This is a genomic window from Chitinophaga sp. W3I9, assembly GCF_050434025.1.
GTDB lineage: Bacteria > Bacteroidota > Bacteroidia > Chitinophagales > Chitinophagaceae > Chitinophaga.
Genome location: NZ_JBNPWC010000001.1, coordinates 4,312,556 through 4,337,574 on the forward strand (window position 1 = coordinate 4,312,556; position 25,019 = coordinate 4,337,574).

General features: G+C 47.8%; 22 protein-coding genes. 6 read left to right on the forward strand and 16 right to left on the reverse strand.

What is annotated here, in order from left to right; all coding sequences use genetic code 11:
* Positions 1-2: 2 nt before the first annotated feature.
* A complete protein-coding gene (locus QFZ51_RS17615; protein ID WP_429047598.1) occupies positions 3-128 on the reverse strand; it encodes a hypothetical protein in 126 nt (41 codons plus the stop codon).
* 543 nt (positions 129-671) lie between these two features.
* Between QFZ51_RS17615 and QFZ51_RS17620 the strand changes: the two genes are divergently transcribed.
* Positions 672-3,164, forward strand: a complete 2,493-nt coding sequence (locus QFZ51_RS17620; protein ID WP_429047600.1) for a hypothetical protein — start codon at positions 672-674, stop codon at positions 3,162-3,164.
* Positions 3,165-3,168: 4 nt separating this feature from the next.
* Here the strand turns inward: QFZ51_RS17620 and QFZ51_RS17625 are convergent, their stop codons facing one another.
* The 6 genes from QFZ51_RS17625 to QFZ51_RS17650 all read right to left on the reverse strand — a co-directional run bounded on the left by QFZ51_RS17625 (position 3,169) and on the right by QFZ51_RS17650 (position 6,998).
* A complete protein-coding gene (locus QFZ51_RS17625) occupies positions 3,169-3,459 on the reverse strand; it encodes a DUF1330 domain-containing protein (RefSeq protein WP_429047602.1) in 291 nt (96 codons plus the stop codon).
* Between the two features lie 20 nt (positions 3,460-3,479).
* Positions 3,480-3,887 (reverse strand): DinB family protein, encoded by a 408-nt coding sequence (locus tag QFZ51_RS17630; RefSeq protein WP_429047604.1) that lies wholly within the window; start codon positions 3,885-3,887, stop codon positions 3,480-3,482.
* 67 nt (positions 3,888-3,954) lie between these two features.
* On the reverse strand, positions 3,955-4,794 hold the full coding sequence (locus tag QFZ51_RS17635; RefSeq protein ID WP_429047605.1) for a helix-turn-helix domain-containing protein: 840 nt from the start codon (positions 4,792-4,794) through the stop codon (positions 3,955-3,957).
* 31 nt (positions 4,795-4,825) lie between these two features.
* Positions 4,826-6,064, reverse strand: a complete 1,239-nt coding sequence (locus tag QFZ51_RS17640; RefSeq protein ID WP_429047607.1) for an RNA polymerase sigma factor — start codon at positions 6,062-6,064, stop codon at positions 4,826-4,828.
* A gap of 5 nt (positions 6,065-6,069) precedes the next feature.
* On the reverse strand, positions 6,070-6,411 hold the full coding sequence (locus tag QFZ51_RS17645) for a YciI family protein (RefSeq protein WP_429047609.1): 342 nt from the start codon (positions 6,409-6,411) through the stop codon (positions 6,070-6,072).
* Positions 6,412-6,518: 107 nt separating this feature from the next.
* Complete coding sequence (locus tag QFZ51_RS17650; RefSeq protein ID WP_429047611.1) at positions 6,519-6,998, reverse strand: GNAT family N-acetyltransferase; 480 nt, start codon at positions 6,996-6,998, stop codon at positions 6,519-6,521.
* Positions 6,999-7,238: 240 nt separating this feature from the next.
* Here QFZ51_RS17650 and QFZ51_RS17655 point away from each other — a divergent pair, with 240 nt between their 5' ends.
* Positions 7,239-9,197, forward strand: a complete 1,959-nt coding sequence (locus QFZ51_RS17655; RefSeq protein ID WP_429047613.1) for an alpha-L-arabinofuranosidase C-terminal domain-containing protein — start codon at positions 7,239-7,241, stop codon at positions 9,195-9,197.
* 212 nt (positions 9,198-9,409) lie between these two features.
* Here QFZ51_RS17655 and QFZ51_RS17660 read toward each other — a convergent pair whose 3' ends face one another.
* Together QFZ51_RS17660 and QFZ51_RS17665 are read right to left on the reverse strand one after the other, a co-directional pair.
* A complete protein-coding gene (locus QFZ51_RS17660) occupies positions 9,410-9,835 on the reverse strand; it encodes an SH3 domain-containing protein (RefSeq protein ID WP_429047615.1) in 426 nt (141 codons plus the stop codon).
* A gap of 24 nt (positions 9,836-9,859) precedes the next feature.
* Positions 9,860-10,351, reverse strand: a complete 492-nt coding sequence (locus QFZ51_RS17665) for a BON domain-containing protein (protein WP_429047616.1) — start codon at positions 10,349-10,351, stop codon at positions 9,860-9,862.
* A 197-nt stretch (positions 10,352-10,548) separates the two neighbouring features.
* On the opposite strand from QFZ51_RS17665, the gene QFZ51_RS17670 reads away from it, so the two are divergent.
* Positions 10,549-11,811: an alpha/beta hydrolase gene (locus QFZ51_RS17670; RefSeq protein ID WP_429047618.1), complete on the forward strand. Its 1,263-nt coding sequence runs from the start codon at positions 10,549-10,551 to the stop codon at positions 11,809-11,811.
* Here QFZ51_RS17670 and QFZ51_RS17675 read toward each other — a convergent pair.
* The gene (locus QFZ51_RS17675; protein ID WP_429047620.1) at positions 11,808-12,500 is read right to left on the reverse strand and encodes a molybdopterin-dependent oxidoreductase; all 693 of its coding nucleotides are present in this window, start codon (positions 12,498-12,500) and stop codon (positions 11,808-11,810) included. The genes QFZ51_RS17670 and QFZ51_RS17675 overlap by 4 nt on opposite strands.
* 174 nt (positions 12,501-12,674) lie before the next feature.
* Between QFZ51_RS17675 and QFZ51_RS17680 the strand changes: the two genes are divergently transcribed.
* On the forward strand, positions 12,675-13,703 hold the full coding sequence (locus QFZ51_RS17680) for a sterol desaturase family protein (protein ID WP_429047621.1): 1,029 nt from the start codon (positions 12,675-12,677) through the stop codon (positions 13,701-13,703).
* Here the strand turns inward: QFZ51_RS17680 and QFZ51_RS17685 are convergent.
* Positions 13,691-14,788, reverse strand: a complete 1,098-nt coding sequence (locus QFZ51_RS17685; protein WP_429047622.1) for a metallophosphoesterase — start codon at positions 14,786-14,788, stop codon at positions 13,691-13,693. The two genes, QFZ51_RS17680 and QFZ51_RS17685, sit on opposite strands and share 13 nt — an antisense overlap.
* 109 nt (positions 14,789-14,897) lie before the next feature.
* Positions 14,898-15,359, reverse strand: a complete 462-nt coding sequence (locus QFZ51_RS17690) for a cold-shock protein (protein WP_079469927.1) — start codon at positions 15,357-15,359, stop codon at positions 14,898-14,900.
* A 301-nt stretch (positions 15,360-15,660) separates the two neighbouring features.
* Between QFZ51_RS17690 and QFZ51_RS17695 the strand changes: the two genes are divergently transcribed.
* Positions 15,661-18,930 carry a S41 family peptidase gene (locus QFZ51_RS17695; RefSeq protein ID WP_429047623.1) on the forward strand — a complete coding sequence of 1,090 codons (3,270 nt, stop codon included), beginning with the start codon at positions 15,661-15,663 and terminating at the stop codon, positions 18,928-18,930.
* A 57-nt stretch (positions 18,931-18,987) separates the two neighbouring features.
* Here QFZ51_RS17695 and QFZ51_RS17700 read toward each other — a convergent pair whose 3' ends face one another.
* Complete coding sequence (locus QFZ51_RS17700; protein ID WP_429047625.1) at positions 18,988-19,968, reverse strand: DUF6268 family outer membrane beta-barrel protein; 981 nt, start codon at positions 19,966-19,968, stop codon at positions 18,988-18,990.
* A gap of 255 nt (positions 19,969-20,223) precedes the next feature.
* On the opposite strand from QFZ51_RS17700, the gene QFZ51_RS17705 reads away from it, so the two are divergent.
* The gene (locus QFZ51_RS17705; RefSeq protein WP_429047627.1) at positions 20,224-21,564 is read left to right on the forward strand and encodes a DUF3472 domain-containing protein; all 1,341 of its coding nucleotides are present in this window, start codon (positions 20,224-20,226) and stop codon (positions 21,562-21,564) included.
* Between the two features lie 53 nt (positions 21,565-21,617).
* On the opposite strand, the gene QFZ51_RS17710 is transcribed toward QFZ51_RS17705, so the two are convergent.
* The 3 genes from QFZ51_RS17710 to QFZ51_RS17720 all read right to left on the reverse strand — a co-directional run bounded on the left by QFZ51_RS17710 (position 21,618) and on the right by QFZ51_RS17720 (position 24,977).
* Positions 21,618-22,859, reverse strand: coding sequence for an alpha/beta hydrolase-fold protein (locus QFZ51_RS17710; protein ID WP_429047628.1), 1,242 nt, complete (start codon positions 22,857-22,859; stop codon positions 21,618-21,620).
* A gap of 312 nt (positions 22,860-23,171) precedes the next feature.
* On the reverse strand, positions 23,172-24,413 hold the full coding sequence (gene fabF, locus QFZ51_RS17715; protein WP_429047630.1) for a beta-ketoacyl-ACP synthase II: 1,242 nt from the start codon (positions 24,411-24,413) through the stop codon (positions 23,172-23,174).
* Between the two features lie 6 nt (positions 24,414-24,419).
* Positions 24,420-24,977, reverse strand: coding sequence for a TetR/AcrR family transcriptional regulator (locus QFZ51_RS17720; protein ID WP_429047632.1), 558 nt, complete (start codon positions 24,975-24,977; stop codon positions 24,420-24,422).
* Positions 24,978-25,019: the final 42 nt, after the last annotated feature.

A 25,019-nucleotide genomic window follows, 5' to 3' on the forward strand; every position in this document is an offset into this window, starting at 1 on the left:
TGCTACATGATGGCAGGCAAGGTGATATGCACAAACGAAGCTGAAGTGTAAGGATGTTTTCTGATGGCTGGCACGCAGGAGTAAACCAACACAAACAGGCGTACTGAAAGGAATATAAGTCGCTTCATAATCGTGGAATCGTTTTGCTGCAATAAGCTGCTGCAATAAATCGGAGAGCTTCTAATAAACCGGTTAATGAACCGACTAACTGAAAAATTAATTTTCTGTAAGAATGATAACTAGTTGGTTTTCATTATATTGTAGTCGATAAAAAATAAGACAAGAAATGGGTCATCTTCAATATTTAAAAAACCGATTATTCTTTGGATTAATTTTATAATATTGCCTCAGAGATAATATGACAGGAGGATCTGTGGCTGAAAACACTGTGCTGAAAGCATCCTGGAGGTAGTTTATCTATGATTATCTCTCATCAACCAAAGTAAAAGATTAATTTATCCTGCTGGCGCAAAACAGGGCAGACGCTGTCCGCTGGTTAATTGTTTATTGTAACTGTTCACGTTGATTAAAAATTCCGACATTAATTCCACCAGCGTATTAGCCAGGAAATTATTGTAGTCCTTATTAGAATGGATCTAATGTTAAGATATATCTTATGTATATGCGGTGTGTTGTTAGCTGGCCACGGGGGGTATTGTCAATCACACGGATTGCAGTTCCGGAGCCATGAGGTGGTACAGGAGAAACGGACATCCCTTCATCTAACCCCCACTGCCCCCATATGCCTGCAACATAACACGGAAATATCCTTCGATCTTACCTTTCTGCCTTATCATGAAACTTATTTCGGGTATATCATGCGGCTGATTACCCCCACCAATCAGAGTATCGACCTGGTATATAACCAGCGGCTGGCGAGGTTGAATTTTGTTATCGGGGAAAACTATATTGGGGGGTATGATATCGACTCTGCTAAATTATTCGGGAACTGGAGCCAGGTCCGTATAAGATTTGATACAGAGCGGCAGGAAGCTTCTTTTTATATGAATGGCCGGTTAATCAGTAAAGGCAAAGGCAACTTTTCCGCCGGTACCTGTTGCAATATCTATTTTGGCGCCAACAGTTTTGAGGGATTCCAGATGCTGGATATCCCTCCCATGAATATCCGGGATATCAGGATCAGTGAAAACGGGCAGCTGACGCATTATTTCCCTTTGTCAGAAGAGAAGGGCAATGAAGCCCATGATGAGATCGGGAAAAGGGTGGCCCGCGTGGGCAACCCTGTTTGGATCAGTCCCAAACACCGGAAATGGGAAAAGGCAGTGGACTTTGACACAAAGGGCGCTGCCAGTATTGCCTTCGACGGTAAGCGGGAAGTGCTCTGTGTAGTGTCGGTTGATTCCATTTATGAATTATCGTTCAGCAATATGCAGCTGAAAGGCGAAAGGCTTACCCGCAGCCGTCACCTGCTGCCTCCCGGCAACCAGTCCGTTTTTGATCCGGTAAATAACCGGTTGTATAATTTTTATGCAGATGAAAAAAAGGTAAGCACATTGGATCCTGCCAAACCGGAGTGGGACGTTAACTTTACCACGGATTCCCTGACCGTATTCTGGCAGGTCAATAAGTTCCTTTCTCCCACTGACTCTTCCCTATATGTGCTGGGCGGCTACGGGCAACTGCAGTATAAAAACCTGTTGCAACGCTATCATTTTCCCAGTAAAACCTGGGAAGTGGTTCCCTACGGAGGAGAACGTCCCATGCCGCGTTATCTCACCGCACTTGGTATGAATGCGGCAAAGGATACCGCGTATATTATAGGTGGCTACGGCAGTAAATCCGGCGACCAGGGGATCAACCCGCAATATTGCTACGACCTGATGGCTTATAGCATCAGGGACCGGACCTTTCACCCGGTTTTTGAATTTAAAAAGCCGGAAAGACAATTCTGTTTTGCCAACAGCATGATCACCATACCGGGGACCGATGATTTCTATGCACTCATTTATCCAACGGATAAGTTCAATACCACCCTGCAGCTGATCAAAGGTTCCTTAAACTCCCCGGAATATCAGCTGATGGGAGATTCCATCCCTTATTCCTTTTATGACATCGCCTCTTTTGCCGACTTATATTATTGTCCGGTTAGTAAAAAACTGGTAGCCGTAACCTTATACAATTCCAAAGGGAATGTTACCAACGTGAAAGTACATACGATCTTTTTTCCGCCAAACCAGGCAGGCGTGTGGGCGGCCGTTCCGGCAACCGGCAGGACTTACTGGTGGTACCTGTTGCTGCCACTTGCGGCAGCGGGTCTTATATTCCTTTATTACCGGAGCCGGAAATCTGCTTTCCCAAAAGCCGCGGAGAGTGCCGTGCCGGCTATGATGCCTCCTCCGGTCAGCAGCAGCGCAGCGCCGGTTGTTCCCGTACCGGAGCCACCCGCCGCTCCTTTGCCGGAGGAGAACCCCGAAATTGCTGCCATATTTCTTTTTGGATCCTTCGAAGTATTTGATGCCAACGGTCAGGATATTACGCAACATTTCACCCCGCTGCTGAAAGAGCTTTTCCTGTTACTGCTCATTTATTCCCTTAAAGACGGAAAAGGCATTTCTCCCGAAAAACTCTATAGTACGCTATGGCCGGATAAGTTACAGAAAGACGCCAAAAACAATTACTCCGTAAACATCTTAAAACTGAAAAATCTCCTGGAAAAAGTAGGCGACTACCAGGTAGTAAAAGAAGCAGGTAAATGGCGGCTTGAAATACTGAATAACTCCATCCGGGTGGATTACCAGCAGTATATCCAGCTGGTGGGCGCAAAGGCGCCTGTTAACCGCGACTGGATATTGGAACTGCTGCGCATAGCGGGCAGGGGAGCCTTTCTTAAAACAAGCCAGTACGAATGGCTGGATCATATCAAAGCAGACGTTTCCAACCAGGTGACGGACGTTATACTATCTTTTATTAACCATGCTGATATGAGTGCAGATGCAGAGCTTATTGTGCGGCTCAGCAACTGCATCTTCTTTTTCGATACACTGAATGAAGAAGCATTGGTGCATAAAAGCAAGGCGTTGATCCTGCTGGGAAGGCATGGCACCGCCAAAGATGTTTACCAGCGCTTTGCAAAGGAATACAAGGAAAGTTACGGGCAGGATTTTGAAAGGTCGTTCCAGGAAATTACGGGGCATCCGCATTGATACACTACTCCCATCCATGCACCAGCGTCATCGTACAATTTTCAGTAGAACGCCACCTAATGGCCTTTAGCGGCTGATATTCCGGGTCGTGGTAACATTGCAGCGCAGCTGCCTCCGACGGGAATTTAATAATGGCAGTCATCTTCTTCACCGTTCCTTCTACAGCGATGGCTTGGAGGTCTGATGCCAGTACTTCCGCGCCATATTTATGCAATAATTGAACTACCGGCGGGCCATACTTTGCATATTCTTCTTCATTGATAATGTCGTAGCTATTGATATAATATACAGGCATATGATTTTTTATTTGAAAGATCAGTAAACGTATTCAGGAGGAACAATACCTTGTGTGCGGAGATAGACAGTCGCCTGTCCGCGGTGATGCGTAACATGATCGATGGTGGCATAGAAGCCGGCCACCACCTGGTCCGACAGCGGCATTTCTTCTATACTTTTTTTCAAGGCGGCAAAAGCCTGGTTCAGGTAGGTAATGGTGGCCGCTTTGCCGGTAGTAGCAGGAGGAGGGTTCCATTCTGAAGATTGTTGTTGGATAAAATTTTCTTCCCACCAGCCGATGCCATAACCAATATGATGCAGCAGTTCTCCAAACGTCCATACGGCTGGTGTTGGTTTAAAGTGATAGTTCTTTTCCGGCATGGCCTCCGCTACGCTTAGCGTATAATGCTTCGCATTTTCCAGGGTCGTTAATAATTGCGTTTTCATAATATTAAGTTTGTTACCGCAAAATTAACCGGAAGGGGAAGCATCTGTTTAAGGAAAATTGCTCTCTTTAAGAACGCATGGCGGAGGGTGATTGGCCAAATTGTTTTTTATAGGCGGCAGAGAAATGTTCGAGGCTGTTAAAGCCTGTGGAGAATGCAATGTCGGTTACCGGCAGCCCTGTGTTGCAAAGTTGCAGCGCAGCTTGTTTGAGCCTTACCTGCAGCAAATAACTGTAGGGAGTGGCGGCGGTGATCTGTTTAAAAAGCCGGTTAAAATGAAACGGGCTCATATTTCCCTGCGCTGCAAGTTGCGGAAGCGTAACATTGTCTGCATAGTTTTCATGGATAAACGCTTTCACCTTTTCTATCACCGGCAGGTAATTCCTTTTTTGTTTATCATTCAATACGGGCAGGGGATGGCGCGGATCTCCGGCAGACAACACCAGGTGGAAAAGCGCGGTCATCAGCTGCTCTGCCCATAAAGAAGGGTAGCGTGTTTTTTGCAGCAGGCTGAATATGCGCTGATGCAGGAACTCCATTTCCGGCGTAGCTTTTACCAGGATGGATTGAATGTCGGGGTTATTGAAGAACCAGGAAAAGTTGGCAGCATGTTCCATCAACAGGCCTTCACTTGCGGGTGTAAAAGAAAAAATGGTGCATTGATCCGGTATGTTGTGCACGTGCGCTACCTGGTGTTCGTAGCCGGGTTTACAGAGCAGGAAAAGACCGCTGTAAGCATCCAGCTCATTCCTGAAAACCCGGAAGCGGAAGTTTCCTTTCCGGATATAAGCAATGGAAAATGTTTCCTGGTATTCTTTTGCAGACACGGAACATTCCTGGCACCGGCACAGAAAATTATGTACGGTGCAAACGGGAGATTGATAGAGTATTTGAATATCCGCCTGCATAATATAAAGTTATCAAAAAAAAGTGATCCTGTTACAGGAGAAGCCGTTGTATTTCCTTCATCAGCGTTTTCTTTTCTGCGGTTGATTTTGTAAGATGGATGGCTTGTTGATAATGCGCAACCGCTTTTGCTGTATTGTTTTCCGCGTACAGATAACCCAGCAGGGAATGATAATGGCTGTTGTTGTGTAAGCCAAGTTTTTCCGCTTCCTGTATGCCGGCGGGGTGTCCGTAAACTTTTGCAAAGGCAAAGGTTCTGTTTAGTGCGGTCATAGGAGAATATTCAATTAATATCAGCTGGTTATACAGCTGCAGGATATGCGTCCATTTATTATGATCAGTGGGCGTGGTATGCCAGTAGGCGATGCCTGCTTCGAGGTGATACTTCGATATTTCATTGCCGGAGCAGGCATTTACGAGGTAGTAGTTGCCCTGTTGGATGAGTTCTTTGCTCCACAGGTTTTTATCCTGTTGCTCATACAGCACGGTTTCTCCTTTGTTGTCCCTTGCATCCAGCCTGGAACTTTGAAAGCACATCAGTGCCAGCAGTGCGTTGGATTGAGTGGTGTTGGTGAGCGGGTTTTCGGTGAGTACCAGCGCCAGCCTGATGGCTTCTGAACAGAGGTCTTTCCGGATGAGGTGATTATTGGATTTAGAAAAGTATCCCTCATTAAATAAAAGATAGAGGGTTCTTAAAACAACGTCCAGTCTTTCTTTTATGGTTGCTTCCTGCAGTTGCCTGATCTGGAAGTTGTCGTTGCGCAGATTGGCCCTTGCCCGGAGCAATCTTTTTTTGATGGTCGCTGTTTTAGAAAGAAAGGCATCCGCAATTTCTTCGATGCTGAATCCGCACAGGATCTGGAGGGCGAGACAGATCTGTGATTCGGTGGAGTTAGCGGGATTGCAAACCGCAAAAATCATGGCCAGCTGGCTGTCGCTGATAGTTTGCGGGGTGAAATCAAAGTCGGGTGCTATTTGCCATTCGCTGGCTGTAAGAGCGCCTTTAATCTGTGTTTCGAAGATGGACAGATGTTTGAGATAATCTTTCGTTTTATTTTTTGCTACGGTGTACAGCCAGGCGGTGGGGTTTTCAGGGGTGCCCTGTACGCGCCATATTTCGGTGGCTTTCAGAAAGGTTTCGCTCACAATGTCTTCGGCTGTTTCCATATGTTTCAAGCCAAAAAGACGGCATAATACAGCCGTCATTTTGGAATATTCCAACCTGAATAATTGAGGTAAAAGCTCCGGGTGGGGAGGGGTGCTTGCTGCCATGGGCGTTAGCTTTTCTCTTCCGGTCTGAGTATAGCCCGTACTTCTACATTGCCGCCGGCTTTAAGTACCGGGTTGGCCTGGGCAAATGCCACCGCTTCTTCAATATTGGCTGCCTTCACAATCATATAGCCACTGATAAATTCTTTGATTTCCGTGTAGGGGCCGTCTGTTACCATATCGGGCTTCACGGTTTTGGCGTCGCTGGCGGATAACCGGTTTCCTTTATCTGCCAGTTTGTTTTGGGCGGCAATACCAGCCAGCCAGTTCATCCTTTCCTGTAACTGTTCGGGAGATGGGTTGTCGTGCGAGTTGGTACTGTTTCTGAAAATTAACATGAATTCTTTCATTGCATAATGTTTTATGGTTTCGTTTTAGTAACGACTGAATATTCATGAGGGGGACAAATAACTTCATTTTTTTGTCCGAAAAAAATATTTTCCATCCGGCGTGCGGATTATGCATGCTGTTCCATATCGTACCGGTGGAGTCCCGGACCATAAGCATCTTTCGTGATGCGGGTAACCACAAATCCGAGTTTCTCGAAAAAAGGATAAACGTGTTGCGTAGTGTCAAGCCTGATGCTGCATTGCGGGCATACCGACCGGATCACCCGTACGCGGTACAGGAATAATTGCCTGCCATATCCCTGTTTATGTAATGCCTGTGTGATGAGGCCCCAGGTCATTGCAGCTTCCTGTTTTGCAGTATCGATATAATAACCTCCGCAGCCGATTATCTGTTCCTGCAGGGTGGCTACATAGTATTGTTCGTTGTTATTTTTTTGGGGAGATGCATACCGTGCATCCTGTTCCCGGAGCCATTCTTCAAAATCGGGTAATTCTGCCGGTGCAAAAAAGCCAGGCATATTACTTTTAAAAGCAGCCATGCAGGCTGGTTTATCGGAGGGCGTATATGGTCTGATGGTCATGCTCATTAACAACGATAAAATGAATAACGGGAAGTTAAGTTTTATATACCAGCCGGAGAAAAAAGAACCGGAAGCGGAGCGGGGCTTTTATTGCTGTCAACAAAAATATAACAACAAAACACAGGCATCTTCCGGAATTATAAAAATTAATTGTCAAATTGACGATTAATAAAATAGTTTTATTATTTTTCCTGTCAGAAGTAAGCCGGCGCACCTGCCAGGCAGCTACAAAAATTAGTACGCGTTATGAAAAAGCATGTAAGAAAAGAGATCCTCTTTATGTTCTTTATTGGCTTGTTGGGTACACACCTGGCGGGTGCACAAACGAAGCACAAAGCCGGCAAAGCTATTTCCCCCGATCTGTTCGGAATTTTTTTTGAAGACATCAGCTATGCGGCAGATGGCGGCCTGTATGCAGAATTAATCCAGAACCGTTCGTTTGAGTATACACCGGCCGACAGGCGGGAGTGGCATGCTTTCACGGCCTGGGAATACGTAACAAAAGGCTTCGGCTACGGAGCGGTGAACGTGGAAAGTAAATCGCCGGTTCATCCCAATAACCCGCATTATGTAGTACTCACCATTGAGGAACCCGGCCAGGAAGGCATCGGGCTGCAAAACAACGGGTTTGATGGCATTGCCATCAAAAAAGGAGAACAGTATAACTTTTCCGTATTTACCCGGCTACTGTCGGCAACTCCTATTCCAGTGTCTGTGCAGCTGCGCGGCCGGAAAGGGGAGGTGTATGGAGAAGTAAGCATCACGGCAGATGCAAAGGAGTGGAAGAAGAGCAGTGGCGTTCTTACCGCACAACAAACAGACGATAGCGCCGTGCTGGTACTGGTGGCCAAAGCGAAAGGCAGCCTGGCGATAGATATGGTTTCCCTGTTCCCGGTAAATACTTTTCATGGCAGAACAAACGGGCTAAGAGCCGATCTCGGACAGGCCATCGCGGATCTGAAGCCCAGGTTCATGCGCTTCCCGGGAGGTTGCCTCGTGCATGGCGACGGCCTCGAAAACATGTACCGCTGGAAAAACACCATCGGTCCTGTAGAAGAAAGAAAAGCACAGCGGAATATATGGAACTATCATCAGTCGCTCGGACTTGGCTACTTCGAGTACTTCCAGTTTTGTGAAGATATTGGCGCCAAACCTTTACCGGTAGTACCTGCGGCGGTGAGCTGCCAGAATTCCGGCGGCACCTGGCGCATTGGCGGCACCGGGCAAAAGGGATTGCCACTGGAAGAAATGCCCGCTTATATCAATGAAATACTGGACCTGGTTGAATATGCCAACGGACCAGCCACCTCCACCTGGGGCGCCAAAAGGGCTGCTGCAGGTCATCCTGCGCCGTTCCACCTGGAATACCTGGCCATTGGCAACGAGGATAAACAAACGCCCGAATTCAGGGAGCGCTTTAAATTAATTGAAGCGGCTGTAAAAGAAAAGCACCCGGAAATTACCCTTATCGGAACCGTCGGCCCGGCTCCGGCAGGAGAAGATTTTGAGGCAGGATGGGCATTTGCCGACAAAAATGCTTTGCAGATCGTAGATGAACACTATTACGAAAAACCGGAGTGGTTCCTGGAAAATAAAAACCGCTACGATTCCTATAACCGCAGGAAATCCAAAGTATACCTCGGTGAATATGCTTCAAGAGGAAACACCTGGTTCAATGCCTTAGCGGAAGGCGTATACATGACCGCGCTGGAACGCAACGGCGACATCGTACGGTTATCTTCCTACGCTCCGCTGCTGGCCCGTACCGGTCATACTTCGTGGAACCCGAACCTCATTTATTTCACGGGTACTACAATCACCCGTACGCCTAATTATTACGTACAGCACCTGTTTTCAAACAATGCAGGCGATATCTGCTACCCGGATATCGTTACGCTGAATAATAATACCAATACAGGCGTATCTTGCGTGAAAGACAGTAAAACCGGTGATCTCATTATTAAACTGGTGAATGCCGGTGAAACCGCTGTATCCGCCAAAGCCAATGTGGCCGGCCTCGTAGCGCGGCATACAAATGCAGCAGTAACGGTACTTACAGAAAATGCAACGGATAAAAATGCAACGGATAAAAATGCGCCGGCAGTTACATCTGCTACCAGTAATCTCGAAATCGACAAAGTGATTAGTTATGAAGTTGCGCCCCGCTCGGTGGCGCTTATCCGTATCCCGGCGCCGCGTAGATAAACGCGGGTTTTGTCTTTCTCGCTGATTACGCTGATTATACTGATTTGCTTGATTTTTACTTTTTGGATTTTATAAAGGATTAAGGGAGATAGAAGCGAATATATCCGCTTTTATCTCCCTTATTATTAATCTAAAAATCCAAAAAAATCCAAAAAGTAAAAATCAAGCAAATCAGTATAATCAGCGTAATCAGCGGGAAAGACAATATCCGCTTATTCCACCGGTTGCAGATACTGCGCATAGGCATAGCCTTCTTCGCCTGCATCTGTGCGGATCAGCCACCACTGATCGCTTTGTTTACTGATCAGCGAAACAATTTCATTGTGTGCTGCTTTTCCTACAACAGGCTGGTCGGTGCCGGGGCCCTTGCGGATATTCAGGTTAGTTGATTCTGTGATCACTTTCAGTTTAGCGCCTGCTACAGCAGTAGCTACATTGATATTCATTACTACGTCGCCGGTGAGGAAGTTGGGATCAATCTTTCCGTAGATGTTCCACAGTTGGTCCTTTACGGCGCCGGTAGGTGCTTCTCCTTCGATATGCAATACGCCATCCAGTTCGTTTACTTTCAGGTTGCTGGTGCCTGCAGCTTGTGCTGCATCAATCAGCTCTTTATATTTATCCTGTAATGCTGCCATGATTATTGTATTTAAAGAGAAAGATTATTTTACTTTTAAACCGGAAGCATCTACCTTTTTAGGCTTCAGGGCATCCAGCGCCATTTTCAGTTTTTTCCAACGGTCTGCTTTCTGTTCGCCGGTAATAGTAATTACTCCGTCTTTAACATCTGCCTGGATACCAGGGAAATCTTTCACAATACTTGCTACGGCTGTTTTCAGTGAATCGTCGGCAGTAACTTCTACCGGTGCGGGTGGCGGCGGCGGAGGAGGGGCTACGGTAACATTGTTAACAACACTCTTAACACCCTGGTTCAGCTTAACAGCAGCTTCTGCGGCATCTTTGTCAGCCTGGGTGGCAACAGATCCGGAAAGGGTTACTACGCCATCCTTCACATCTGCACTAACGCCGGGCGATGATTGTAATGCAGTGGTTACTGCAGCCTGTATGTCTGCATCCTTAGGTTTCGATTTGCAGGAAATCATGAACAATAGCCCCACGGAGAGGATCACTGTGGTCAGGTGTTTCAGTTTCATAATCATACTGAGGTTTTAATGATGAAAAAATACTTTCTTAAGTTAAGTATCTTTTTTCATCCGGCAATAAGACGGTAAGAGTTGTTTATTTTTTAATACAGACGGCCTGGTCTCAATTAATGTGATTTTAATTTTGACTGTCAGGCGTATTCAATAATTTAGGCCCAGCAAAAAATAATGCAGTAAATTCCGGACCTATGAAGAAATGGTACCTGTTATCACTCCTGTGCATCCTGCTTTGCACGGCATCTGCGCAACAAAATGATCAGATAGCGACTCATTTTTTTGAGCAGCTCGGTAAAGGGAACTGGGACGGCGCAAAAGAAAATATGGATGCCACCATGACGGCAAAGGTAACGCCGGACATGCTGAAAGGGATCTGGCAACAGATGGAGCAATCCCATGGGAAGTGGGAAACTGTTATCTCCCTGAAAACAGCAAAGGAAGGCGCATATGATATGATACTGGCGGATAACAGGTTTGGCAAAGCCATTATCACCTTTCGTGTGGTGTTCGACACCAACCACCGGATTGCCGGCTTTTTTATTGCAGGTACCAAACTCCTGACTACCGCACTGTTGCCTTATGAAGAAACGGATACGGTGATTACTCCGGACGGTGGTATCCTGTATGGCGTTCTTACAAAGCCCGTGGAAAAACAACCCTGGCCGGTGGCATTGATCATCGCAGGTTCCGGGCCAACTGATCATAATGGTAATAATCCATTATCAGCGGCTGCCAACGGTAACTCTTATCAGCAGCTGGCAGCAGCTTTAGCGGCCAATGGCATTGCCTCTTTGCGTTACGATAAACGCGGCATCGGGCAAAGCACCGGCTTCAAAAAAAGCAGCAGCGCCACCTCACTCGACGATTTTACGGATGATGCCATCGCCTGGATAGATCATCTCCAAAAAAATACACAGCAATTTAAAAGTGTGGCAGTTATTGGGCATAGCGAAGGGGCTTTAATAGGCCTGATGTGTGCCGGCCGCAGGAGCTTTAACAGCCTGGTATCATTATCCGGACCGGGGGAATGTATGGATAAAGTATTGCTGACACAGTTAAGGCCAATGCTGGCTGATTCGTTATATGATAGGGCGACCGTGATTTTAAATGAACTCCGGCAGGGCAATAATCCGCAGCAGGTACCGGCGGTATTAGGCACGCTTTTCAATCCTTCCCTGTATACTTTCTGGAAAAGTACTTTTCATTATGATCCCTGTACCTTGCTACCCGCTGTAAAAATGCCGTTCTTAATTATTGGCGGTACCAGCGATACACAGGTGCCACCTGTACAAGCCGATATTCTCCATCACTGTAAGCAGGGTTCGCAGCTGCTGATGATCAAAGGAATGACGCACGCGCTGAAAGACACCGCACCCGTTCCCGCAGGGAATAAGGCGCCGTTACCACTGTCGTCGCAGCTGGTACCGTCGTTGGCAGCGTTTATAAAGCATTAGCTATACCGGTCGTTTCTCCAGGGGTAAGCGGTTTTGGAGTAACCTCTTTCTTCCCAGAAGCCCAGCCTGTTGGCAGTGAGGAATTCAATGCGCCGTATCCACTTGGCGCCTTTCCAGGCATATAGTTCAGGGGTAATCATTCTTACCGGTCCGCCATGTTCTTTTGGTAATGGCGCGCCTTCAAATGTATGTACCAGCAGCACATCCGGTTTCAATGCTTCTTCCAGTGACACGTTGGTGGTGTAATCATCGTATCCGTAACAGAGTATGTGTGTGGCCGTGTCTTTTGGTTGTACCAGCGCGGCCAGGTCCAGCAGGCGAACGCCCACCCAGTTCATATTCAGCTTCGACCAGGTGGTAACGCAATGAAAGTCCGAGGTATCGGATGTTTGCGGCAGTGCGAGGAAATCTTCCCAACTCAAAGTCACCGGGTGTTCCACAGCACCATCGAGGACAAGCTGCCATTCTTCTTTTTCAATTTCCGGCTGTATGCCCAGGTCCAGTACCGGCCATTTATACGTGATGGTTTGTCCTACCGGTAATACGGGCATGCCATGCCGGTTGGGATTGCCGCTGCCTTTGGGTTTATTATCGGCTACAGATGGGGTGAGCCGCATCTTCTCCTCAAAACGGGATTTGAGCTTCATTCTCGCTTCTACGATACGCTTTAGTTTATCCGCCTCTTCCATAAAGTAATTTTTGGGTCTCAGGGCATAAATATACGGATTTACGGCCTATCCGGGCGGTAGGGCCTGGTGTACCGGGCGCGGCATTATCTGAAAAAAAAGTAGCCGTTTTGCTATACTTTGTTCATACAAAGTTGTATATTGTACGAACAAAGTAAACTTAAATAAAGGCGCGTTATGGAGGTCATTCAAACGATATTCAAGGAGATCATCGGGTTCCTGGGTATCTCGCAACTAATAGAAGTATGTAAAACAGGAAACTATAAGGTGCTGCTTACGTTAAACGGGATCTTCTCGGTTATCTCACCGCTGGTACCTTTTCTGCTATTGCTGGAAATAGGCAGGGCCATTTTTTATAAAAAATTCAAGATTGAAGACTATAAAATGCCCTTCCTGATCTTTGTGGCCAACCGGTTCATTTCCCGGTTCATTTCTATTGCGGCAGTTGCTTTTTGTATTGGCTTGCTGGAGAAATATGCGTTGATCAATACTTCCCTTAAATGGTACTGGTTTATTTATGGATATGTGATCTGGGAATTCTCCCACTTTATTTACCATTATTATGGGCATAAGGTGCGTTTATTCTGGTGCCTGCACTCTACTCATCATGCGCCGCAAACCATGAACCTTTCGGTTACTTATGCGCACTTCTTCCTGGAAGCACCCTATGCAGACGTAATCCGCACCAGTATCTGTATCCTCATGGGCGTTAATCCGCCATTGCTTTTTATCATTATGTTCATCGACGGCACCTGGGGATCTTTCATTCATGTGGGTGAAAACCTGGTTAAAGACGGGCGTCTTGGCTTTCTCAATAAAATCATTCTCACGCCATCGCATCACAGGGTGCATCATGCAAAGAATCCCCTGTACATGGATACCAATTTCTGTAACCTGCTTAACATCTGGGATAAGGTATTTGGCACTTTCCAGCCTGAAAAGAGGGATATGCAGATCGAATATGGTATTTCCAGGGAAATGAATCCCAATAATTTCCTGGATGTTTATTTTGGTGAATTGTACGGGTTGTGGAAAGATGTCCGGAAAGCGCCCGGCATAAAAAACAAGCTGTTGTACATTGTAATGCCGCCGGGATGGAGCCATACCGGGGATCATAAAACCGCGAAGGTGGTGAAACAGGCTTTCCTCGAAGAGGTGCAGCATCAGCAACCATTACGGCAGCCCACAGCAGATCAGGTCATCTGATCAAACAGGTAATACAGCGGGGATTCTTCGAGCACTACCCGGGAATTCCCCTGCGCATCGTTTTTCCATTTGATCAGCCGGATCGCGCCATCTGCTATTTCAATCCCCGTAATATCGCCATCATTAAAACAGCAACAGCCCGTGTTGAAATAGGAGGGATGCGCCATTGTTTTTACCACCTGTTTACCGGCATATTCTGCCTGTCTGGCTGCTAATGCTTTTTGTAAGATGGCTATCTCGCCGGTGTCTCCCTGGGCGCGGGCTTTATCCAATTGTTTCGTGAGCTTGTCGATATGATCCAGTGATGCAAACACCGGTTTGTGGGTGTGCCCGGAAATGAGGAAGGTTTTCTCGTACCGGATACTCCATTCGTACATCATGATATTGTGGCGGTCGGCCAGGTCAAAGGAATCGGAGAGGGTATCCATCCGGATATCAAAAAAGCGCTGTACGGGTGTCCATATAGCGGCTACAAACCATTTGCTGAAAGCATTGCCGTCGCTGCGCAGGTCGCCCTGGTGGCCATGTGTGAGATAAATTTTGTAGTCGTGGTCCTGGTAGCGGGTTTGCAGGATAAGGCCTTCATATACTCTCAGTTTCTTCCCGAAGATCCCCTTCAGAAATTGCTGCCGGGGTATGGCGTAATGCCATTCCAGGTCATGATTCCCAAATATCCTGAAATAACGTTGCTGTTGCAGGAACCGGGCTTCTTCCAGCAATGTGTCGCGGTTTTCCCGGATCACGGTAGCCGGCGTGCATTCCCACAATTCCTCGCAATCGCCCAGGTTAATAAACGTGTAGCCTTTGTCGTAGTAATAACGGAGTGCAGCCACATAATTGGCTTCTGCGGCCATAAAGTCGTCCGCACCATCTTTACCTCCTTTATGTTGATCGGAGAAAATAATAAAGCGGCTATGCTCGTAATCAAAAGGAACAATCAGTCCTTTTTGACGGTTGCCTTTAAGGATTTCCTCGTGAAGCTGGGATAGGGAGGTAAATACCTGGGATTTGTCCGGCTGGGAAGAAAACCTGTTTGAAAGCCAGATAACAGGACGCTGGAAGAATTTTTTCACTGGATGCGGCACGCTGTATTTTTTTAGAAAGGTGGCTGAGTACCTTACCACGCACAAAAATGAGCGATTATCAATAACCGCTCAGATTTTTTTATTTCAATAAAGCCAGACCTGTTACAGTTTAGCTTTTTACTTCTTTCTTTACGTTAACCGCACTTGGACCTTTCTGTCCTCTCTCCACTTCAAAAGTTACCTTGTCTTTTTCTTTAATAAGTTCAGTCAGCTGGTTAATGTGAACGAACACACTATCCTGTGTCTGCTGATCGATAATAAACCCGTAACCTTTGGACTCATTGAAAAATTTCACCACACCTCTGCGGATCAGTTCTGCTGGTTCCTCCGGCAATTGTCTGCCTGGTCCGAGCTGAATGTCTTCCACATTGATTTCCCTTTTCCTGCTTGGATCGGGCGGAGTAGAAGAGATATTACCATTCTCATCTATGTAAGCCATCATATCTTCCAGACTCTTTCCTTTTCCGCTTTCTCTCTTTCGTTCTTCCTTTCTTTCTTGTTTATCCAGTCTTTGTTTCGCTTTTTTCTTTTCTTTTTCTTTTTTACCAACTGTTTCCTGGGATCTAGCCATATTTATGTATATATTTTGATACCTTACAAAGATCGGCTTTTTTTGCGTAAAAGGCCCGGAATATAAAGCAGCACAGCCTTTATGCACAGGTATTTTGCCCCAGGACTCCCCATAGCGGCTATTCTATATTTTTTGCACATTGAAAATAATTCGCATCATGTTGCAGATTATCATGATATTTTATTTGTGACCAGGGGTAATTATGGTGTCATGGGATTTCCATAGATTAGCAAATTGGTTTTAGTGCGCAACAAAATTAACCACCTGGAAGTGGACCCGTCTAAAAAAATTTAAAACGCTTATGATGAAGAAAACGGCCCTGGTTTTCCTTGCTGCTATTGCAGGAAAACAGGCAATGGCACAGGTAGACGCCGGCCTGTTCCGCTATCCTGATGTATCCCGGTCGCAGATCGCATTTTCCTATGCCAATGATATCTGGATTGTCCCGAAAACAGGTGGCACAGCCATCAAACTGATTTCTCCACCGGGAGTGGAGGCCTTCCCGAAATTTTCCCCGGATGGCAACAAACTAGCTTTCAGCGCCAACTATGATGGCAACGCCGATGTATACGTATTACCGGTAGCCGGTGGGGTACCGCTGCGTCTCACGGAGTACGGCGGCAGCGACCGCGTAGTAGATTGGACACCCGACGGCAAGCAGGTGCTTTTTGCCTCCGGCAGGGAAAGCACGAAAGAACGCTTCAACCAGTTTTACACCATCCCGGAAAATGGTGGCGCCGCCACCAAACTGCCACTGGCCTACGCAGAGTTTGGATCATGGTCGCCCGATGGTTCCAAAATGGCCCTGGTTACCCGCTCCCAGAGCTTCCGCAACTGGAAAAGGTACCGCGGCGGTATGAAAGCAGATATCCATGTGTTTGATTTTGCCAAACAACAATCGGAAAACATTTCCGCAAAAAGTGACGCGGGCGACGAATTTCCCATGTGGCACAACAACTTCATCTACTTCCTGTCCGACCGCGGCGCAGAGAAAAGGATGAACCTCTGGCGTTTTGATGTTAATACCAAAGCCTGCGAGCAAATTACCAGCTACAAAGACTATGACGTTCACTTTCCCTCCCTGGGACCGGATGATATCGTGTATGAAGCCAATGGCAAATTGTTTCTCCTGTCGCTGAACACACAACAATCTACCGAGGTGAAAATTAATATCACCACCGACCTCGCGGCACTGAAACCACGCACACAACGCACTGCTAAATATATCCAGTCCACCGCCATCAGCCCTGATGGCCAGCGTGCGCTGATAAGCGCCCGCGGCGATGTTTTCTCCGTACCCGCTGTAAACGGCTACGTGAAAGATCTTACCCGCACCAGCGGTGTGGCAGAACGTTTCCCTGTATGGGCGCCGGACGGCAAAACCATCGCCTGGTGGAGCGATAAATCAGGTGAATATGAACTGTGGCTGGCTGCCGCCGGCAAGGAAAATGAGGCTAAGCAGATCACCCATTACGGCCCCGGCTTCCGCTACCGCCCGCACTGGTCGCCCAACAGCAAACAACTTGCGTTTATAGACCACGACCTGAAAATCTGGGTACTGGATGTGACCACCGGCAAAACCACGGCGGTCGACAAAGCCCTTCACTATTCACCCGATGTGCTGGATGGCTTCCGTTTCAGCTGGACTCCCGACAGCAGATGGCTTACCTATAGCCGCGACATGGACAACGGCCATGAAGCCGTTTTTCTCTTCGATACAAAAAATAACCAGCGCCACCAGGTAACCAGCGGTTTCTATGATGCCGCCCGGCCGGTGTTTGACGAAGAAGGCAAGTATCTTTATGTACTTACCAACCAGTCGTTCAAACCCACCTACAGCAGTATCGATAATACTTTTATTTACGCCAACAGCACCGTGATCGGGGTTATTGGCCTGCAAAAGGAAACACCTTCCCTGCTGGCAACCCGCAATGATGCAGTGAATATAAAGGAAGATAAAAAGGAACCGGAAAAGCCGGCCGCAAAAAAAGGAAAAGAGAAGAAGGAGAAACCTGCAGACGATAAGAAAAAAGAAACCGCCACCAATATCGACCTGGACAACATGGAAGCCAGGATGGTATTGCTGCCGGTACCAGGTGGCAACTACTCCCGCCTCGGCGCCGTAAAAGGCAAAATCCTGTTTGTGAGCAGCACACCACCCAGCGACGAGGAAAGCGGCGGTGAAGCCACTTTGCAATACTATGATATCGCTACCAAACAGGTAAAAACTATCATCAAAGACCCGGGCCAGTACGAACTTTCCGCCGATGGCAATAAAATACTGGTCAATAACGGGCCCTATGGCGTGATCGACGTAGCCGAAAATCAGAAGATCGACACCGCTATGCAGGTGGACGACATGGAAATGACCGTGAACCCGGCAGAAGAATGGAAACAGCTGTTTATGGATACCTGGCGCCTGGAACGTGATTTCTTCTATGATCCCCATATGCACGGCCTGAACTGGAACAGTGTAAAAGATAAATACCTGCACCTCCTGGAAGGCGCCCGCACCCGCGAAGAAGTAAGCTTTGTGATTAATGAAATGCTCGGCGAAATGAATGCATCGCATACGTATAATTTCGGCGGCGATGTTGAAGATGGCAAACATGAAAATGTAGGCTACCTGGGCGTGGACTGGCAGGCAGATGGTAAATACTACAAAGTTAAACGCATCATCCGCGGCGCCGCATGGAACGCGGAAGCCCGTAACCCGCTGGACGAACCTGGTGTGAACATTCATGAAGGAGATTATATCCTGGCAGTAAACGGCGAGCCCCTCACCACCGCGCAGGAACCATACAGCGTGTTTCAGTCGCTGGCAGGAAAAGTAGTGGAGATCACCTGGAATAGCCGCCCTTCCCTGGAAGGCGCTAAAACCGCGATCGTAAAAACCATCGGCAGCGAATACCGCCTGCGCCACCTGGCCTGGATAGAAAGTAACCGCAAACGTATTGCGGATGCCACCAATAACCAGGTTGGATACATCTTTGTGCCAAGTACCGGCATCGATGGCCAGGATGAACTGATCCGCCAGTTTAATGGTCAGTGGGATAAGGCGGCCCTTATCATTGATGAACGCTTCAATAACGGCGGGCAGATTCCCGATCGTTTTATAGAAATGCTGAACCGCAAACCGCTGGCTTACTGGGCTACCCGTAACGGTACGCCCACACAATGGCCTTCTTACGCGCATTTCGGCCCGAAGGTGATGCTGATCAACGGCTGGAGCGGTTCCGGCGGGGATGCCTTCCCTGATTACTTCCGCAAGGCAGGACTGGGGCCCATCATCGGTACCCGCACCTGGGGCGGTTTGATCGGTATCAGCAATACACCCGGCTTAATCGACGGCGGCATCATCACCGTACCATCCTTCCGCATGTTTAATAACGACGGTACCTGGTTCCGCGAAGGACACGGCGTAGATCCTGATATTGCGGTAGATGAAAATCTCGGCGATATGGCCAAAGGCATCGATCCGCAGCTGGAACGGGCCATCACCGAAATAAAGAACCTGCTGCAAACAAAGCCTTACAAGGCGCCTGCACAGCCTCCTTATGAAGTGAGATAACGGCTTTATATAACTGACCGGGGGCTGTTTGCTTTAAGTAAACAGCCCCCGGTTTTTTTATTTACGCGGCTGGAAATTCCATCGCAGTCCGCCACTGAAAAAGTAATTGGTCGCAAAACGGTGCATCGGTTTATCTGCAAACATCTCAGATAAATTCTTCTCCTTAAAAGTAGCGCCGCTGTAAAGGATACTGCCACCCGACGCCACAAAATCGATATGCCGGTTCAGGTGCCAGGTATTCTCCAGTCCCACGCTCATTTCAGCATAACCCATCAGCCGTTTTTTATCCGGCGCATTCTCCACATCGTACGAAGAACCGCGCATACGGAATGCCAGCGCCAGGTCCGTTTGTTTATTCAGACTGCTTGATACACTGATTTTCTCCGGGAAATTAACATCTATCCTGTACCTGCCGGCTGTTTGGTACTTAATGAGCAACGCAGGCAATATCATAGGCGTGCCAAAACTATTGGTAAGCATAGCGCCTATACCATAGGAGAACCGCTTGTTATGTTGTTTTATAAATATTACGCCCCCGTTAATAAAAATATCTTCCCCGTTGATCTTTTTCATATCAGTGAAAACCCCGGCAGATAACATACTCAGCGCGCCCCAATGGTTACCGATACTCCGGAAATGAAGGAGCGCCAGCTGTGTTTCCAGCAGTTCTTCCGGAAAGATCCGGTGATCATAATCTTCGCTGACCAGTTTGGTATAGCTGCCGGAAGCCGCGAGGTTCCAGGTACGCACCTTTCCGGTAGCGGTATCCACCTGGTTGCTCAGCATAAATACAGCGCCGAAATTATAACGTTGCTGCGAAGTAGTGGACTTTGTTTTCACACTATCTTCCGGCCTGATATAACGGGAGGGTGGTAAGTAATCCACGCTGATCCCAATGCCGGGACCATTGAGGGAAGTGGCGCCCAGCTGCGCCCACAGGCGTTGCATAGGTGCAAAGGCGAATAAGGCGAGTAACAAACAGGTATATATTTTCTTTTGCTGCACGGGCTGTTTATGTATGCGTTGTTGATTCGTCATGAGTGATATTTATTGCTTTAGAGGAAGACACCATGCACCCCATATACCCCTATGCCTTTACCGGTATTTATTTTCGGGAGATAAAAAACACAATTGCCCCATCCCGTAAAATACAGGCGTCATTACAATGTCATAATTGGGCGGCAGTATTTCCGTATAACCATTACAGTAACTAAATTCAAGGTATACCACGTAGAAGAGCGTACGAAAAAATCTGTGAGCCCATTTGTCTTTTTTAACCAAACATACAGTGCAATGAAACCAAAATTATCGCTTGCGTTCGCATTCGGATGCCTCACCCTCGCGTCTTGTTCAAAGAACTATTTTGCCTCCGGCGAATCCCCGAAAGACAGCCTGTCACCCGCCACCGTTAAAGCTTCAGGCATTACGGATGTTGCCGTGGCATTGGGTAGTAACGCCTGGTTAACACAAAGCAGCGCAGGCGCTGCAGAAGTAGTAGTGGACTATGGCCTGGCCAACTGGACCAGCAGCAGTTCCGTATTCAGCGCTTACTTTCGCACCAGCGCTACCGGCACCCTTCACCTCGCATTGCGCGGTAAAGTACCGGGTGGCAGCAGCCAGCTGAAAATAACCGCCGCGGGCCAGTCGAAAACTATTACCGCCTCCGGCGGCAACTACCACACCATTGATGTGGGCGATTTTAACCTAACGGATACCGGCTATGTGAAAGTCGATTTCCAGGGCGTATCTAAAACAGGCAGCTACTTTGCCGACCTGTCCGACCTGTACATCAGCGGCGCCGCCACCAGTGGCCGGCTCAACTACATTCAAACCGATGTATACTGGGGCAGGAGAGGTCCCTCTGTACACCTGGGCTATACGCCGCCGGCGGGTAAAAACGTGGAATGGTTTTATAATGAAGTAACCGTACCTACTGGCCAGGACCCGGTTGGATCTTACTTTATGTCCAACGGCTTTAGCCAGGGATATTTTGGCATACAGGTAAACAGTACTACCGAAAGAAGGGTGTTGTTTTCAGTTTGGAGTCCTGCCGATACAGATGATCCCAACAGCATCCCGGATTCACTGAAGATTGAATTACTGCGCAAAGGCCCCAATGTACAAACGGGTTCCTTTGGCAACGAAGGTGCAGGCGGACAAAGTTACCTGGTATACAACTGGCAGGCGGGAACTACTTATCGCTTTTTAACGCATGCTGTGCCGGTGGCCAATAACAAAACGGAATTCACTTCCTGGTTTTATGCCCCTGAAACCGGTGCCTGGCAACTGATTGCCAGCTTCAGACGTCCGCAAACCAATACATACCTGACCGGGTTGTATTCTTTCCTGGAAAATTTCTCCACCGAAACCGGTTACATCGGCCGGAAAGCACAGTACGGCAATCAGTGGGCAAGAGATACCAATGGCACCTGGTATGAGTTAACAAAGGCGCAGTTTACAGGCGATGCTACTGCTGCATCCCAGGCGCGTATGGACTTTGCCGGTGGCGTGGAATCCACAAAGTTTTACCTGCGCAACTGTGGCTTCTTCTCTAACTTTGTAAAAATCAATACGCCGCTTACCCGTACACCATCGGGTACTGCGCCGGTAATTAATTTTAATACCTTACCATAAACAAATAAAAAGGGGCTGTGACTGCAGCCCCTTTTTTCAAACAATAGTAACCCTCAACGTGGCGGAGTATTATTTACGCTCTCCACCTTATCTTTAATTTCCTTTGAAGGCCGGATGCTCAGCGCTTTTTTCCAGAGGATGTTGGCATTTACAGTATCTTTCCTCTCCAGGTAATAATCTCCCATACTATCATACGTATTAAAGCTTTCCGGGTAATAATCTATGTTCAGCTGAAAGAACATTTTAGACTTATCAAAATTTTTCTGTTGCAGGTGGTGGTAGCCAAATTCATTAAAGGTAGGTTCGTAGGGGCGTACCCGGTAGCCCATGTCTTTCGACAAAATATCGAAATGCTGGGTGATAAGTGTTTTTAACGAATCCGCAGGGCAGCTGTCATCGGTATAGAGATAAGTAGGAAAGCGGTGATGCGGAAACAGGAATCTTAATCCGTCGTATTCTCCCACGAGCGGTATCGAGTTATGGTCATCATCTTCATAATATTTATAACTCCACCTGAGCTGGTTACCGGGGAATTTTCTCAGGAAATCGGTTAAGTTAAGAATGGCGCTGGTATGAACGGATCCCCGATAGTTATCTTTTCTTAATTGTACAGTATCCAGTCCGGGCTTCATGGTATGGGCCACTGCGAGGTAGAGGTTTTTACCTTTAAATGACTGCTGCAATTGCCTGCTGGCTGTTGCAAGCACCTGGCCTTTATTCCAGGAAATGCTCGGATCTATGGCAATATAACCGTTAAACAACGCAGGATGATACAATAGCGTGTTCACCACCATCAGTCCGCCGAGGGAGTGTCCTATCAGCATACGGTAGGGGGCCGTGGCGTATTTTTTATCGATATAGGGAATGAGTTCTTTACCAAGAAATTCCGTGAAAGCCTCGCCGCCGCCGGAACCGGGATACGCCGAATCGCGTGTGGGTGTGAGGTCGCGCATCCGGTTACCGCCGGTATTCGGAATACCAACAATGATCATCCTTGGCAGCGCTGTATTCCCATTAATGGCGCTTAGCTGAAGGATCATTGATTGCAGGGAGGAGAAGTGAAAATCGCCATCCAGCACATATACCACCGGGAAGGCCGGCTTTGCAGAATAGCTGGTATCTGCCGAAGGCGTATAGATCCATAAGGGTCTTTTTTCTTTTAATACATCAGAATAAATGCTATCAGGTTGGCCGAAGGAAACCAGGCTTTGGTTTGCTTGTGCCATCACACCAGCACCACCGCATAGCACCAGGAAGGCCAGGAACACCAGAAATACCAGGAATATTTTTTTCATACCGGGTTATTATTTCCCGAAAGATGGAATTTTCCGGGCACGTATTTCCGGAGTTGTGATGCACGCGGGGATTAATGTGACGGAGTGGGTGTTTTGCGTGACAAAGCGGATTTTGTCTTTCTCGCTGATTACGCTGATTATACTGATTTGCTTGATTTTTACTTTTGGATTTTTTTGGATTTTTTGATTAATAATACGGGAGATAGAAACGGATATATTCGCTTCTATCTCCCGTAATCCTTTATAAAATCCAAAAGTAAAAATCAAGCAAATCAGTATAATCAGCGTAATCAGCGAGAAAGACAACCTCCGCTAAGCTTTGCGGAAAACGACGATGCCGTTATGTCCGCCGAAGCCAAAGGTATTGCTCATGGCTACGTTGACCGTTTTTTCTATGGCGGTTCCCAGTACGATCTGTAAGGTGGAAGGGATGGCGGCATCCAGTTCCTGTGTATTGATAGTGGGAGGGATGATGCCTTTCTGAATGCTCATGACGCTGGCGATAGCTTCTATGGCGCCGGCGGCGCCAAGCAGGTGGCCGGTCATGGATTTGGTGGCGCTGATGTGCAGGTGCGACGGTGCGGCTCCGAACATTTTGCCGATGGCAGCTATTTCGCTCAGGTCGCCCACGGGTGTGGAGGTGGCGTGTGCATTCAGGTAATCCACTTCTTCTTTATTCAGCCCGGCGTCTTCCAATGCGAGCTGCATAGCCCGCAGGGCGCCCAGTCCTTCCGGATGGGTGGCGGTCATGTGATAGGCATCGGCGGTCATGGCTGCACCGGCTACTTCGGCGTAAATGTGTGCGCCCCTGGCTTTGGCATGTTCATACTCTTCCAGTATGAGTGCACCGGCGCCTTCTCCCATCACAAAGCCATCGCGGTGCACGTCGAAAGGACGCGAGGCGGTGGTAGGGTCATCATTGCGCACCGACATGGCTTTCATGGCGCAGAAGCCACCTACAGATGCCGATGTGATGGGCGCTTCGGAGCCGCCGGTCACAATTACCTTCGCCTTACCCAAACGGATATACGTTAATGCATCCATGATAGCGGTATTGGAAGTGGCGCAGGCTGATACCGTCGTATAATTAATGCCCATCAGGCCATATTTAATGGAGATCATGCCTGATGCCATATTGGTGATGAGCTTGGGCACAAAATAAGGGCTGAAACGGGGATTAAAATCGCCGGAAACATATTCAGTAACCTGTTCCTCGAACGTTTGCATACCGCCCTGCCCGGAGCCCCAGATCACGCCGGTATCAAAAGGATCCATGGTACTGAAGTCCAGCCCCGAATCTTTCACCGCCTGGTCGGCCGCTACGAGCGCATACTGTGTAAAGGGATCTGTTTTGCGTACTTCGCCTTTGTCGAGCAACGCGCCAGGGTCGAAGCCTTTCAGCTCGTGTGCAAACTGTGTGCGGAAGCGGCTGGCATCAAAGTGACTGATAGTGGCAGCACCGCTTTTACCGGTAACAAGACTATTCCAGAAATCGGTAACATTGTTACCAATAGGGGATACGGTACCCATTCCTGTTATGACAACTCTTTTCATAGCTGGTTATTTATGACGCAGATCGTCCAACAGCTGCTCCGCAATGTGGCGGAAAGCTGATGGTCCCATCACCCTCGATAAAAGAAGGGAGGCCTGCAAATTAGATATGATAATGAGCGCACGCGTGTTAGCGGCGCCTTTAAAGTGAATGCGTTTCTTTTTCCGGCCTTCTTCGAGGCACCGGGTAAGCCAGGCGAGGATGCCGCTGGCCATTTCCTGTACTTTCGCCTGCATAGCCGGTTCCAGCGTCTCAAAATCCGGGGCGAGAGAGCCCATCAAACAGATATTGCCTTCTTTGCTGTGCCGGCGGAATACTTCCGTCAGCTTTACCAGTTGTTCTTCTTCCGGCAAACTTTTCCACTTGCTCGTTTGTGCGATAAATTTCGCAATGTCCTGGTCTACTATTTCCACGCCCAGGTCGGCTTTCGCCGGGAAATGATAATGCACCGCCGCATTTTTTATCTCTAGCGGTCCTGAAATGTCTTTGTAACTAAAGGCGTTAAATCCTTTGGTCCTCACCAGGCGGTCGGCCAGCGCCACTATTTTATCTTTTGTTTCAGACATACTTTGCCGTTTGCGGCACAAATATACTTACTTAGTAGTAAG